We start from the raw sequence: 13,754 nt of genomic DNA, 5'->3' as shown, positions 1-13,754 counted from the left end.
GGTCGTTAACCTGAAGGAAATGCGTTAACGCTCATTAACAAGGTGAGGGGACCCGCAGGATGCACGAGGCACCGGAGCTCACGAGCGCGGCAGACCCCGCGTCGGAGGCCTTTCGGGCCAACGAGGAGGCGCACCACGCCCTCGTCGAGGAGCTGCGCACCAAGCTCGCCGCCGCCGCACAGGGCGGTGGCGAGAAGGCCCGCGCGCGCCACACCGCGCGCGGCAAGCTGCTCCCCCGCGACCGCGTCGACACCCTCCTCGACCCGGGCTCGCCGTTCCTGGAGCTGGCCCCCCTCGCGGCCGACGGCATGTACGAGGGCCAGGCCCCGGCCGCCGGCGTCATCGCCGGCATCGGCAGGGTCAGCGGCCGCGAGACGGTGGTCATCGCCAACGACGCCACGGTCAAGGGCGGCACCTACTACCCGATGACCGTGAAGAAGCACCTCCGCGCCCAGGAGGTCGCCCTCGACAACCGCCTCCCCTGCGTCTACCTGGTGGACTCCGGCGGCGCCTTCCTCCCCATGCAGGACGAGGTCTTCCCCGACCGGGACCACTTCGGCCGCATCTTCTACAACCAGGCCCGCATGTCCGGCGCCGGCATCCCCCAGATCGCCGCCGTCCTCGGCTCGTGCACGGCCGGCGGGGCGTACGTCCCGGCGATGAGCGACGAGGCGGTGATCGTCCGTAACCAGGGCACGATCTTCCTGGGCGGCCCGCCCCTGGTGAAGGCCGCCACCGGCGAGGTCGTCACGGCGGAGGAGCTGGGCGGCGGCGAGGTCCACTCCCGGGTGTCGGGCGTCACGGACCACCTCGCGGAGAACGACGCGCACGCCCTGCGCATCGTCCGCACGATCGTCTCCACCCTCCCCGCGCGCGGAGCACTCCCCTGGGAGGTCACTGAGGCGACGGAGCCGAAGGTCGACCCGCACGGCCTCTACGGCGCGGTCCCGGTCGACTCCCGCACCCCCTACGACGTGCGCGAGATCATCGCCCGGGTCGTCGACGGTTCCCGCTTCGCCGAGTTCAAGTCCGAGTTCGGCCAGACCCTGGTCACGGGCTTCGCCCGGATCCACGGCCACCCGGTGGGCGTCATCGCCAACAACGGCATCCTGTTCTCCGAGTCCGCCCAGAAGGGCGCGCACTTCATCGAGCTGTGCGACCAGCGCGGCATCCCGCTGGTGTTCCTGCAGAACATCTCGGGCTTCATGGTGGGCAAGGACTACGAGGCGGGCGGCATCGCCAAGCACGGCGCCAAGATGGTCACGGCGGTGGCCTGCACGCGCGTGCCGAAGCTGACGGTCGTGGTCGGCGGCTCGTACGGCGCGGGCAACTACTCGATGTGCGGCAGGGCCTACTCCCCCCGCTTCCTGTGGATGTGGCCGAACGCCAAGATCTCGGTGATGGGAGGCGAGCAGGCCGCCTCGGTCCTCGCGACCGTCAAGCGGGACCAGCTGGAGGGCCGCGGCGAATCCTGGCCGGCAAAGGACGAGGACGCCTTCAAGGCCCCGATCCGCGCCCAGTACGAGCGCCAGGGCAACGCCTACTACGCGTCGGCCCGCCTCTGGGACGACGGTGTCATCGACCCGATGGACACCCGTCAGGTCCTGGGCCTGGCCCTGACCGCCTGCGCCAACGCGCCCCTGGGTGACCCCCAGTTCGGCGTCTTCCGGATGTGAGGGGACGGACGACGATGTTCGAGACAGTGCTGGTGGCCAACCGGGGCGAGATCGCCGTACGCGTCATCCGGACGCTGCGGTCGATGGGCGTGCGCTCGGTGGCCGTCTTCTCCGACGCGGACGCCGACGCGCGGCACGTCCGCGAGGCGGACACGGCGGTCCGGATCGGCCCGGCCCCCGCGTCCGAGAGCTACCTCTCGGTGGAGCGCCTCCTGGAAGCCGCCGCCCGCACGGGCGCCCAGGCCGTCCACCCCGGCTACGGCTTCCTCGCCGAGAACGCCGCCTTCGCGCGCGCCTGCGCCGAGGCCGGCCTGGTCTTCATCGGCCCTCCGGCCGACGCGATCGCCCTGATGGGCGACAAGATCCGCGCCAAGGAGACGGTCCAGGAGGCCGGGGTGCCGGTGGTGCCCGGCGGCCGAGACCCGGACCTGGCCGACGCGGCCCGCGAGCTGGGCGCGCCCGTCCTGCTGAAGCCCAGCGCGGGCGGCGGCGGCAAGGGCATGCGCCTGGTGCGGGACCTGACGCGGCTGGAGGACGAGATCGCCTCCGCCCGCCGCGAGGCCCGCGCCTCCTTCGGCGACGACACCCTCCTCGTGGAGCGCTGGATCGACCGACCCCGCCACATCGAGATCCAGGTCCTGGCGGACGGCCACGGGAACGTGGTCCACCTCGGGGAGCGCGAGTGCTCCCTCCAGCGCCGCCACCAGAAGATCATCGAGGAGGCGCCGAGCGTCCTCCTCGACGAGGAGACGCGCGCCGCGATGGGTGAGGCGGCGGTCCAGGCGGCCCGCTCCTGCGGTTACCGGGGCGCGGGCACGGTGGAGTTCATCGTCCCCGGCACCGACCCGTCGTCGTACTACTTCATGGAGATGAACACCCGCCTCCAGGTGGAACACCCGGTCACGGAGCTGATCACCGGCCTGGACCTGGTCGAGTGGCAGCTGCGCGTGGCGGCCGGCGAGCCCCTCGGCTTCACCCAGACGGACGTACGGCTGACCGGTCACGCGGTGGAGGCCCGCATCTGCGCCGAGGACCCGGCCCGCGGCTTCCTCCCCTCCGGCGGCACGGTGCTGCGGCTGCGTGAGCCACAGGGTGACGGCGTCCGCACCGACTCGGGCCTCACCGAGGGCACGGAGGTCGGCAGCCTCTACGACCCGATGCTCTCCAAGGTCATCGCGTACGGCCCGGACCGGGCGACGGCCCTGCGCAAGCTCCGCGCGGCCCTGGCCGAGACGGTCACGCTCGGCGTGCAGACCAACGCCGGTTTCCTGCGCCGCCTGCTGGCCCACCCGGCGGTGGTCTCCGGCGACATGGACACGGGTCTGGTCGAACGCGAGGTGGAGGACCTGGTCCCGGCGGACGTGCCGGAGGAGGTGTACGAGGCGGCGGCCGCCGTACGCCTGGAGGCCCTGAAGCCGCAGCCGGGCGGCTGGACGGACCCCTTCTCGGTGCCCAGCGGCTGGCGTCTGGGCGGCGCGCCGAAACCGCCGGTCTTCCCCTTGCGGGTGCAGGAGCCTCTGGAGCACACCCCGCGCGGCACGGCCACGGTCACCGCCGACCGGGTCTTCGTCACCCTGGACGGCGTCCGGCACACCTTCCACCGCGCCGCCGACTGGCTCGGCCGCGACGGCGACGCCTGGCACGTACGCGACCACGACCCGGTCGCCGCGTCCCTCACCCGCGCCGCCCACGGGGGCGCCGACTCGCTGACCGCGCCGATGCCCGGCACGGTGACGGTGGTGAAGGTCGCCGTCGGCGACGAGGTGAGCGCGGGGCAGAGCCTGCTGGTGGTGGAGGCGATGAAGATGGAGCACGTCATCTCCGCGCCGCACGCCGGCAAGGTCACCGAGCTGGACGTGGCCCCCGGCACCACGGTCGCCATGGACCAGGTGCTGGCGGTCATCGCACCACACGAGGAGGCGGCGCAATGACGGTCCCCGGACTTCCGATGGTCGTCCCGAGCAGGGACCTGCCCACCCGGGTCCGCATCCACGAGGTCGGCGCCCGGGACGGCCTGCAGAACGAGAAGGCGACGGTCCCCACGGAGGTCAAGGCCCGGTTCATCCACCGCCTGGCCGACGCCGGCCTGACGACGATCGAGGCGACCAGCTTCGTCCACCCCAAGTGGGTGCCCCAGCTGGCGGACGCGGAGCAGCTGTTCCCGATGGTCGCCGACCTGCCCGTCGCGCTCCCGGTCCTGGTCCCGAACGAGCGCGGCCTGGACCGCGCGCTGGCGCTGGGCGCCCGCCGGGTGGCGGTCTTCGCCAGCGCCACGGAGTCCTTCGCCAAGGCCAACCTCAACCGCACGGTGGACGAGGCGCTGGCGATGTTCGAGCCGGTGGTGGCCCGCGCGAAGACCGATGCGGTCCACGTCCGCGGCTACCTCTCGATGTGCTTCGGCGACCCCTGGGAGGGCGGGGTCCCGATCGCCCAGGTGGTGCGGGTCTGCCGCGCCCTGCTGGACATGGGCTGCGACGAGCTGAGCCTGGGCGACACGATCGGCGTGGCCACCCCTGGCCACGTGGTCGCACTCCTCGCAGCCCTGGACGAAGCGGGCGTCCCACCCGCCACTCTCGCGGTCCACTTCCACGACACCTACGGCCAGGCCCTCGCCAACACCCTCGCGGCGCTCCAGCAGGGCGTCACGACGATCGACGCCTCCGCGGGCGGCCTGGGCGGCTGCCCGTACGCGAAGTCGGCGACCGGCAACCTGGCCACCGAAGACCTCGTGTGGATGCTGCGGGGCCTCGGCATCGACACCGGTATCGACCTCGGCCGCCTCGTCGCCACGAGCGCGTGGATGGCCGCCCACCTGGGCCGACCCAGCCCGTCCCGCACCGTCCGAGCCCTGTCCCACGAGGACACCGAGGAGCACTGATCACCATGGACTACCGTCTCTCCCCCGAGCTGGAGGAACTCCGCCGCACCGTCGAGAAGTTCGCGCACGAGGTGGTGGCGCCGAAGATCGGCGACTTCTACGAGCGGCACGAGTTCCCGTACGAGATGGTCCGCGAGATGGGCCGCATGGGCCTGTTCGGCCTGCCGTTCCCCGAGGAGTACGGCGGCATGGGCGGTGACTACCTGGCCCTCGGCGTGGCCCTGGAGGAGCTGGCGCGGGTCGACTCCTCGATCGCCATCACCCTGGAGGCCGGTGTCTCGCTCGGCGCGATGCCGATCCACCGCTACGGCACCGAGGCGCAGAAGCGGGAGTGGCTCCCCCGCCTCTGCTCGGGCGAAGTCCTGGGCGCGTTCGGCCTGACGGAGCCGGACGGTGGCAGCGACGCGGGCGCGACCCGTACGACGGCCCGTCTGGACTCCTCCACGAACGAGTGGGTCATCAACGGCACGAAGTGCTTCATCACCAACTCGGGCACGGACATCACGGGCCTGGTGACGGTCACGGCGGTCACGGGCCGCAAGCCCGACGGCAAGCCGCAGATCTCCTCGATCATCGTCCCGTCCGGCACGCCGGGCTTCACGGTCGCGGCCCCGTACTCCAAGGTCGGCTGGAACGCCTCGGACACCCGCGAGTTGTCCTTCACGGACGTCCGGGTCCCGGCGGCGAACCTCCTGGGCGAGGAGGGCCGCGGCTACGCCCAGTTCCTGCGCATCCTCGACGAGGGCCGCATCGCCATCGCGGCCCTGGCGACGGGTCTGGCACAGGGCTGCGTCGACGAGTCGGTCAAGTACGCCAAGGAACGCCACGCCTTCGGCAAGCCGATCGCCGCCAACCAGGCCATTCAGTTCAAGATCGCCGAGATGGAGATGAAGGCCCACACGTCCCGCCTCGCCTGGCGCGACGCGGCGGCCCGCCTGGTCGCCGGCGAGCCCTTCAAGAAGGAAGCGGCCCTCGCCAAGCTCCACTCCTCCACGGTCGCGGTGGACAACGCCCGGGAGGCCACCCAGATCCACGGCGGCTACGGCTTCATGAACGAGTACCCGGTGGCCCGCATGTGGCGGGACTCCAAGATCCTCGAAATCGGCGAGGGCACGAGCGAGGTCCAGCGCATGCTGATCGCGCGGGAGTTGGGGCTGGTGGGCTGAGCGGCGCCGAAGGGCCGGTGCCGGCCGCGGCGCATGCCCTCCGGCTGGACGCGGGAGACAGTGGAGCCCGCCCCCGGTCACCTGGCCGTCGTCGAGACCGTCTCCCCGTGGGCGGACAGACCGGGCCCACTCGTCGCGGCCCGGGTACCGCGGTGTTCGTCGAACTGCGCGCCGCCCACTGCGGCGACCAGTACGGCGATGCCGACGAGCACCTGCAGGCAGGTGCTGACGATGGCGCGGAGCCGGTACAGCAGGGCTGCGGTCAACAGCATCACACCGCCGGCGATGCCCACGTACAGCCAGTTGGGGGTGAGGGCGATGTCGGAGTTGTCCGCACCCGGATCGAACGGCTTCCAGCCGCTGTAGTCGATGCCGAGCAGGAATGCAGCCACGGCCCCGATGCCGTCCAGGACGAGCAGCCCGACGGCCAGGGCGATGTCACCGGCGAGGGGCAGCCACCGGCGTCGGCCGCGCGGGGGCGGCACGTTGTCACCACGGAACTGCGGCAGGCCGGGAGACCTCGGAGAGGCGGGGTCGGTCATGGGCACGAGTCTCTCTCGAAGGCCGGGCCGGGCCCTGAGTACAGGTACTCAGGGCCCGGCGGTGTGCGGTGGTCAGCCGTGGATCAGAGGCGAACCGAGGAGTTCCTGGGTGATGGCACCCTTGCCGTCGCCCTCGATGTCGTAGACGATCGTCGCGTCGGTCGACCACCACAGCTCGCCGTCGTACACGGCGGAGGGCGCGACGCAGGTGTTCGCGGGCTCGATCTGGAACCACGAGTAGTTGTCGTTGACGAGCTTGGTCAGGTCGCACGTCTTCGACGTGTAGACGTGGTCCTCGCTGGTCTTGCTCAGACGCTCCTCGATCCGCGTCGTGATCTTGAAGCTGGTGAACCGCTTGGAGTTGTCGACGACCTGGTCGTCGATGATCTGCCAGCTCATGACCGACTTGCCGGTCAGGCTGCCGGACAGGGTCGCGGTGTTCTGGACGTAGTACGTGGTCTGCGGCTTGCTGCCGGGGAAGACCACGTCGAACTGCGAGTCGGCCGTGCCGGCCGCGGCCGGCGCCGCGGCCAGGGCGACGAGGGCAAGGGCGGCCGCGCCGCCCGCGACAGCGGTCGAAAGGTGCTTCCTCATACTGGTGTCCCTTCCGGGGTGAGATCGGTGGGGCCCCGCCCGTGCGGGGCCCCGGGGGACGGCGATGGGCTTACAGGCCCATGCCGGTGAGGGTGCGCTCCAGGGAGTCGGCGTACAGGCGGGCGCCGCCGATCTTCGGGTGGAACGACTGGGCCGACAGGCCGTAGCCGCTGATGATGGGGTAGTCCACGGCCGGCTGGTCGGAATCCACCAGCGTCTTGACGATGCCGTGGACGCTCTCGGGGTTACCGCAGACGGCCTTGCCCGCGAAGTTCTGCTTCGGGTCCGAGAACCAGGCCTTGATGCCCTTGGCCTTGGCATCGTTCACGGCCCCCTGCATCGAGGCCGCGAGCGAGTCGGCCACGCTGTTGAGCCAGTCCGTGGACGAGGCGGACAGACCGATCTGGCCGAGGCCCGGGACCGTGACGCTCAGGCACGCGCCCCTGTCCTCGATCAGCGGCGGGTAGCCCATCAGCACGATCTTGGCGTTGGGCGCCTTCTGGCTGATCTCCGTCAGAACCTTGGTGATGTCCGGCCGGACGACTTCGTTGATCACGCCGACCGCGGCCTTCTCCAGCGACTGCCCGATGAACTTGCGGTCGCGACCGCCGACGGACTGGTCGACGTCACCGTCCTCGAAGGTCTTGTCCTTGCAGTTGCCGCCGTTGAACGCGACCAGGCACTTCTGGATGACGGCGGCGAAGCGCGCGTCGTTGCCGCCGATGGAGATGGTGACCAGGGTGGTGTTCTGGTCCAGGTAGCCCTTGTCGATCTGCGTCACCTCACCACCGTTGGACTGCACGATCCCGTTGTGCACCACGTTGTAGGTGCGGGCGCCCGAGCAGGCGATCAGGTGGTAGTCCATGGAGGTGCCGTAGCTGTCGGCCAGGGCGCCGACGGACTGCGAACGGCCCGGGATCTTCGCCTGGCGCGACCACGCCTGGGTGGAGCGGTGGCAGGCGTTGCGGGTCTTCTTGTTCTGCTCGTCGAGGTAGTTGGTCTCCGGGTAGTAGTCCCGGTTGCCCTCGGACGCGCCCTCACCGGAGGAGTACGAGTCGCCCATGCCGACGACGAAGTCCTTCGGCTTGGCCGACAGCGGCTGGAAGGCCACCGAATCCCAGGCGATGTCCTCGTCTCCGGTGCCGTCCTCGGTGTCGGAGTCCAGGGTGACGGTCGGCGTGCCGGTGAAGTTGAACACGCCCAGGTCGACCCACTTGTTGGAGCCGATCCGCTGCGGGTGCACCCGGACCGGCGACGTGGAGTCGGTGCCGCCGACCCGGTAGGCGGCCTGCCGGGTGTGGGCGCCGTGGTCCGGCATGTGCACGAAGACACGCATCCAGCCGCGCTGGGTGCCGCCCAGCGTCCACTTGCCGGAGACGTTCAGCCGCTTTCCGTCCGCGGTCGCGAGCCAGCGGGTGTGTCCCATCCAGAAGTGGTTGTTGTTGCCCGCGCCGATCTGGTGCAGGTCCATCTTCGACGGGTACTTGCCGCCCTCGCCGGCGAAGGTGAACTGGAACGTGCCCCTCGACGCCACGGTGCAGGTACGCCCCGAGGAGCCCGCTGGGATGCTGCCGCTGGGCAGGTCGTCCACGACCAGCGCCCCGGCCGGCAGGCCGGTGTTGCAGCGGGGCGGGTAGGAGTTCTCGTCGGGCTGCTCGGGATAGGTGTCGTCGAACCGGTGGACCGGGTTGCCGCACCGGGCCTCGGTCGTGCAGCTCTTCCAGGAGACCCGCTCGTTCCACCAGCACTTCAGGTACATCGGGTTGTCGTCGTACGGGTCACCGGGCAGCGCGCACGGGCCCTTGCCGTCGTCGTTGGAGGCACCCTCGGTGATCTTCGTGGGCACGCACTGGTTCTGCGTGCCGCAGAAGCTGAAGATGGGCGGCTTGGCCGAGGTGCGGGCGTCGTTGGCGTTCCACCAGGCGGCGCGGTAGCCCGCCTGCATGTCACCCGGCTTGAACATGGCGGCGATCGGACGGGCGGCCCAGCCGATCACCTTCTCCTCGTACGGCCAGTCCTGCGGGTGCGAGGCGTGGCTGTAGTCGTCCTTGCCCGCGGAGTTCTCCAGGAACGGGGTCCGGTTCTCCTTCCACAGCGGGTTGGCCGGGTTGTTCGTCCAGCCCACGCCCCACTTGCCGTTCTCCGGCGAGGACTTCGGGTAGTACCCGGAGTTGTACGCCCACAGCGCGTAGAACCAGTTCTCGATGTACTTCGGATGGCCGTCGTTGATCTCCAGGCCGTCCTTGCGCGTGGTGTTCCACTTCTCGATGAGGATGTTGACACCCGACGCGATGTTCGCCGCGTAGTCCAGCGCGACGGCTTCCTGCTGCGCCGTCGTCTTGGGCGTCTCGTCCTTCTTCTCCTTGCCGTGCACCCGCATGCCGTCGGTGACCTGCGTGATGCCGTAACCGCAGTCGGCCTCGGCGAAGTCGATGGCCCACGGGTCCTGCTGCGTGCCGCTGGCCGCGTACTTGACGCCGTAGAAGTTGCCGATCAGCGAGTTGGCCGTGACACCGGGCACCGCGAGGCGAGTGGCCTGCCACATGTTGGACTCCTGCGCCGTGATGCCGAGCATCACCTGCGCGGGCACGTGCCAGTCCTCACCGGAGCCGCCTGTCAGCGGCGTCAGCGGGAAGAGCGTCTGCGGCGCGTAGGCCGCCATGCCGGTGTTCTTCCAGTTCGCCGGGCGGGTGGCGCCCTTGTTGAGCTTGCCGACCACGGTCTGGTCAACGGCCCACTCGACCTGGCGAGGGGTGGGCTGGAAGGCCTGCTTCTTGGGGTCGTTGCGCGGGACCGAGCAGTACCGGTCGGCTTCGACCGTGTCGTTGCCCGCGGCTCGTGCGCCGAACGACGTCTTCTTGCCCTGGACCTTCGCGCCCTGCGCGAGCAGGACCGGGCTCGTCTGGGTTCCCTGCGCGATCTCGCGCTGCCCGCCGACGGGCTCGGAGCCGGGGGGTGCGTCCAGGACGACGGTCTTGCGGGTGTCCAGGGTCTCCACCGTGGTGCGGACGGTGCGGGCTTCGAGGGCTTCCTGCGGGCGGATCCGGGAGTCCTTGCCGTCCGCCCAGCGGGCGGCGACCACGGCCTGGCCCCGGCTGGAGACACGGGCGTCCTTGACGAGGCCGCCGGGGTTGTTCAGCGCGCCGGACGCGGCGCGCGCGGTGGAGGCGGCCTTGCCGGTCACGTACACCCGGCCCGAGGGGGTGGCGGTGAGGTCGAACTCGTCGAGCTTGCCCTGCGCGAGCCCGGCGGCCCTGCTCCGGCCGTCGGCCTTCTTGATCTGCCCGGAGCTGACCCGGGAGACCGTGGCGGTGCTCTGGGCGGCCGCGGCGCTGCGCGCGTTCGACGGCTTGGGGGCCGGGTCGATGAAGGTCACACCGCCGTCGGCGTCGGCCTTGAGCTGGAACGGCCAGGCCTTCGTGGTGGCGACGTCGCGGGCCTGGCCGCCCTCGACCTTCACGATGTGGTTTCCGGCGGCTGCGACGATGCCCTGGTCGGTCGGCACGGCCGAGGTGACCTGCCCGGTGACCGTCTGTTTGGTGCCGACCTTCCCCGTGCGGGCGTCGACCGTGACCAGGCGGCTCTGGTTCTTCGCCGACCGGTCGTCGGTCAGTGCCGTGAACACCGCCTCCTCGCCCTGGCCGCAGCCCGGCGAGAAGTAGCCCAGCGTGGCCTGGAACGGCAGCTTGGTGACATGACCGTCGGTCAGGTCGACGACGGCGGTGAACGCTCCGCGCGTCATCAGCTCGGGCTTGTTGGTGAAGGTGCGGGGCGCGTAGGCGACGGCCGCGTACTTCCCGGACTCGGTCAGGCAGGCGTTGCCGATCCAGGAGTCGGTGTCGAAGCCGGGCTCGGACAGGGTGGCCGCCGTCTTCCAGGCGTACCCCTGCTTCTCGTCCGCGATGAGGACGTGGAAGCCGGTTCCGTCACCGGAGGTGGTGAAGGCCTGGTCGGACGACTTCTTGTAGTCCTCGCCCAGGACCTCCGGGCGCCGGTCGGTCGGGACGGCGGCGGGCTGGTCGCCGGGTTTGGTCCCCGGGTCGTGGGCGGCCGGTGTCGACCAGCCCTTGGCTTCCCCCTGCGGGTCGGCCGCAGCGTATGCCTGCGTCGTGGCGACACCGGCGGACAGAGCCAGGGTGAGGGCTGCCGTCAGCGGTATCTGCGCACGCCTCAGCATGGCGTTGCGTCTCAAGTGGGTCTCTTTCTACGGATGTGCTTTCCGTCTGCGACGGAACGCACGGCACCGTCAGCGAAGGAGGAGTTGCTGTCACGCAGAGCGAGAGATCACGTGGTCACCGGCCGCGGTGGTCAGGACGCGGCCGCGCCGGGCACATGAGTGCGACGGGCGGCAGGGTGACACGCAAGGCATCGCGAGACATAGCGCAGCATTCCCCCGTGAAAGCGCGCATTGGGAACCGATGTTCGGTTCTGTGGTCACCGGGAAAGTACCAGCCCGCCACGCTGGGTGTCACTCACAATTTTCACAGCGGCATCACATGTGACTCGAGCCACGCACCCCATACCCCCCCAACGACCCTCCGTCGGCCGCAGATTGAGCGACCACCCATCACCCTTGTGCAACTGCACACGATCCGGCGGGACTTCGCGCCCTCCGGGGAAGCCCCCCTGCCCTTGCGCCTCGTGATCCGGATCACCGCCCCGCCGGGCATTACCCCCACGCGCCCCGGGGCACGAATGAGGGGGCCTGGACACAAATGCAGGTTAGGCTAACCTAAGCTTGTTTCCAGCCAAGCGGCTGTCGGCCGTGCCCGCAGTGGCTCCGTACGCACGAAAGCAGACCCAGTCATGTCGAACGCCAGAACCGCCCGTTTCTCCCGCCGCGGCCTGCTCGCCGCCGGTGGTGCTCTCGGGCTCGGCGCCCTCGTGACCGCGTGTGGCAGTGAGGACTCCAAGGACGGCGGCTCGGACGCGAAGGGTGTCGCGAAGTCCGGCTCTTGGTCCTTCAAGGACGACCGTGGCAAGACCGTGAGCCTGGACCACGTCCCCACGAAGATCGTCGCCTTCACCGGCGTCGCCGCCGCCCTGTACGACTACGGCATCGAGGTCAAGGGCGTTTTCGGCCCGACCAAGACCAAGGACGGCAAGGCCGACGTCCAGGCCGGCGACATGGACGTCAGCAAGCTGACCGTCTTCGGCAACCGGTTCGACCAGTTCAACGTCGAGCAGTACGCGGCCTTCCAGCCCGAGGTGCTCATCACCACCACCTTCGACGCCGCCGGCTCCCTCTGGTACGTCCCGCTGGCCTCCAAGGACAAGATCGCCAAGCTCGCCCCGAGCGTGGCCGTCTCGGTCTTCGACCGGCAGATGCCGAAGCCGCTGCAGCGTATGGCCGAGCTCGCCGGGTCGCTCGGCGCCGACCTGAAGGCCGCGAAGGTCGTCGAGGCGAAGAAGCGTTTCGAGGCCGCCTCCGAGCGACTGCGCAAGGCCGCCAAGTCCCGCCCCGAGATCAAGGTGCTGGCCGGCTCCGCCTCGGACGCCATCTTCTACGTCTCGGGCTCCAACTTCTCCATCGACCTGGAGTACTTCAAGGCCCTCGGCGTGAACCTCGTCGAGCCCCCGGAGAAGGCCAAGAAGGCCAACGGCGGCTGGTTCGAGAACCTCAGCTGGGAGAACGTCGACAAGTACCCGGCCGACATCATCATGATGGACGACCGCGCCTCGACCATCCAACCGGCCGACATCACCGAGGCGACCTGGAAGAAGCTGCCCGCGGTCAAGGCCGGTCAGGTCATCTCGCGTTCGCCCGAGCCGATCCTGTCGTACGACAAGTGCACGCCTCTGGTCGAGAACCTCGCGAAGGCGATCGAGAGCGCGAAGAAGGTCTCCTGACGCGCCACCCGTGGGGCGCTCGAGGGGTGTCGCGGGCACGGGCCGGACGCGGCCGGTCGCGCCCGCGCGGCGGAGCCGCATGTCGACACCGTCCCGCGCCTCCGGGTGCCTCCACTCACCCCTGACGATCAATCAGGAGTCACCATGACCACCGCCGTAGCCGCCCCGTTCCGGTTCTTCTCCCTCCAGGTCCTGCGGACGAGGCGGCTCGGTCCGTCCCTGGTCCGTGTCACCTTCGGCGGGCCCGATCTGCACGCCTTCCACTCCGACGGACGCGACCAGTCCCTCTCGCTGTTCCTGCCGCACCCCGGGCAGCCCGAGCCGGTCGTCCCGCTCGAACTCGGGGACGGCTGGTGGCAGGGCTGGCGTGAACTCCCGGACGACGTACGAGCCGTGATGCGCTCCTACTCCCTGCGCGACCTGCGCCGGGACCCGGACGAGATCGACATCGACTTCGCCCTGCACGGCATCGGACCGGGCGCCTCCGTCCAGGCCGGCCCGGCCTCCCGCTGGGCCGCCCGCGCCCGCGCCGGGGACCGGGTCCTGCTGCTCGGCCCGGCCGTCGCCGACAACCGGGCGATCCGCTTCCGGCCGCCCGAGGACACCGACCTCGTCGTCGTCTGGGGCGACGAGACCGCCGTGCCGGCCGCCTCCGCCGTCGTCGAGTCGCTGCCGGCCGGCACCCGCGCCCGGGTCTGGCTGGAGGTCCCGCACGCCGGCGACATCCAGGACCTGGTGACCGAGGCCGACGCCGAGATCACCTGGCTGGTCAGGGAGGAGGGGAGCGCCGAGGGGTCCCCCATGGCCCTCGACGCCCTCCGCGAGGGCGGACTGCCGTCGGCCGAGCGGCCGTACGTCTGGATCGCCGGCGAGTCCGGGTGTGTGAAGGAGCTGCGCCGGCACGTCGTGCGCGAGCTCGGGATCGACCGCCGCAGGGTGACGTTCGTCGGCTACTGGCGGCGTGGCGTGAGCGAGGAGCAACTGCGGGCGGAGGCGTAGCCGCAGCTCATCGGCCTGAAGTGACACGAGTGACCACAGTCACGGCAGG

General features: G+C 70.5%; 9 protein-coding genes. 6 read left to right on the top strand and 3 right to left on the bottom strand.

Features of this window, described 5'->3' with window-relative positions; all coding sequences use genetic code 11:
* The first annotated feature begins 59 nt into the window (after positions 1-59).
* The 4 genes from FDO69_RS12260 to FDO69_RS12245 are packed head-to-tail and all read left to right on the top strand — an operon-like array spanning position 60 to position 5,720.
* On the top strand, positions 60-1,676 hold the full coding sequence (locus FDO69_RS12260; RefSeq protein WP_104779810.1) for a carboxyl transferase domain-containing protein: 1,617 nt from the start codon (positions 60-62) through the stop codon (positions 1,674-1,676).
* Positions 1,677-1,690: 14 nt separating this feature from the next.
* Positions 1,691-3,607, top strand: coding sequence for an acetyl/propionyl/methylcrotonyl-CoA carboxylase subunit alpha (locus FDO69_RS12255; RefSeq protein ID WP_104779809.1), 1,917 nt, complete (start codon positions 1,691-1,693; stop codon positions 3,605-3,607).
* Entirely contained in the window at positions 3,604-4,554 is a 951-nt protein-coding gene (locus tag FDO69_RS12250; protein WP_104779808.1) for a hydroxymethylglutaryl-CoA lyase, read from the top strand. The genes FDO69_RS12255 and FDO69_RS12250 overlap by 4 nt, the downstream gene beginning before the upstream one ends.
* Before the next feature lie 5 nt (positions 4,555-4,559).
* Positions 4,560-5,720 (top strand): acyl-CoA dehydrogenase family protein, encoded by a 1,161-nt coding sequence (locus FDO69_RS12245; protein ID WP_104779807.1) that lies wholly within the window; start codon positions 4,560-4,562, stop codon positions 5,718-5,720.
* A 77-nt stretch (positions 5,721-5,797) separates the two neighbouring features.
* On the opposite strand, the gene FDO69_RS12240 is transcribed toward FDO69_RS12245, so the two are convergent.
* The 3 genes from FDO69_RS12240 to FDO69_RS12230 form a co-directional block, all read right to left on the bottom strand.
* Positions 5,798-6,262, bottom strand: a complete 465-nt coding sequence (locus FDO69_RS12240) for a DUF6234 family protein (RefSeq protein WP_104779806.1) — start codon at positions 6,260-6,262, stop codon at positions 5,798-5,800.
* 72 nt (positions 6,263-6,334) lie between these two features.
* Positions 6,335-6,856 carry a hypothetical protein gene (locus FDO69_RS12235; protein ID WP_104779805.1) on the bottom strand — a complete coding sequence of 174 codons (522 nt, stop codon included), beginning with the start codon at positions 6,854-6,856 and terminating at the stop codon, positions 6,335-6,337.
* Between the two features lie 70 nt (positions 6,857-6,926).
* Positions 6,927-11,048, bottom strand: a complete 4,122-nt coding sequence (locus FDO69_RS12230) for an SGNH/GDSL hydrolase family protein (RefSeq protein ID WP_324826428.1) — start codon at positions 11,046-11,048, stop codon at positions 6,927-6,929.
* Positions 11,049-11,662: 614 nt separating this feature from the next.
* Here FDO69_RS12230 and FDO69_RS12225 point away from each other — a divergent pair.
* Together FDO69_RS12225 and FDO69_RS12220 are read left to right on the top strand one after the other, a co-directional pair.
* On the top strand, positions 11,663-12,706 hold the full coding sequence (locus FDO69_RS12225) for an ABC transporter substrate-binding protein (RefSeq protein ID WP_104779803.1): 1,044 nt from the start codon (positions 11,663-11,665) through the stop codon (positions 12,704-12,706).
* Between the two features lie 144 nt (positions 12,707-12,850).
* Positions 12,851-13,705 (top strand): siderophore-interacting protein, encoded by an 855-nt coding sequence (locus tag FDO69_RS12220; protein ID WP_104779802.1) that lies wholly within the window; start codon positions 12,851-12,853, stop codon positions 13,703-13,705.
* Positions 13,706-13,754 lie beyond the last annotated feature (49 nt).

Source organism: Streptomyces tibetensis (assembly GCF_007655005.1).
GTDB classification, from domain to species: domain Bacteria; phylum Actinomycetota; class Actinomycetes; order Streptomycetales; family Streptomycetaceae; genus Streptomyces; species Streptomyces tibetensis.
The sequence above is the reverse complement of the archived record's forward strand: the minus strand, read 5'-3'. Positions and strand labels throughout refer to the sequence as shown.

Excerpts from the sequence above, each read along its gene's own strand:
- FDO69_RS12260 (WP_104779810.1), top strand. The coding sequence starts at position 60 with ATGCACGAGGCACCGGAGCTCACGAGCGCGGCAGACCCCGCGTCGGAG.
- FDO69_RS12255 (WP_104779809.1), top strand. The coding sequence starts at position 1,691 with ATGTTCGAGACAGTGCTGGTGGCCAACCGGGGCGAGATCGCCGTACGC.
- FDO69_RS12250 (WP_104779808.1), top strand. The coding sequence starts at position 3,604 with ATGACGGTCCCCGGACTTCCGATGGTCGTCCCGAGCAGGGACCTGCCC.
- FDO69_RS12245 (WP_104779807.1), top strand. The coding sequence starts at position 4,560 with ATGGACTACCGTCTCTCCCCCGAGCTGGAGGAACTCCGCCGCACCGTC.
- FDO69_RS12240 (WP_104779806.1), bottom strand. The coding sequence starts at position 6,262 with ATGACCGACCCCGCCTCTCCGAGGTCTCCCGGCCTGCCGCAGTTCCGT.
- FDO69_RS12235 (WP_104779805.1), bottom strand. The coding sequence starts at position 6,856 with ATGAGGAAGCACCTTTCGACCGCTGTCGCGGGCGGCGCGGCCGCCCTT.
- FDO69_RS12225 (WP_104779803.1), top strand. The coding sequence starts at position 11,663 with ATGTCGAACGCCAGAACCGCCCGTTTCTCCCGCCGCGGCCTGCTCGCC.
- FDO69_RS12220 (WP_104779802.1), top strand. The coding sequence starts at position 12,851 with ATGACCACCGCCGTAGCCGCCCCGTTCCGGTTCTTCTCCCTCCAGGTC.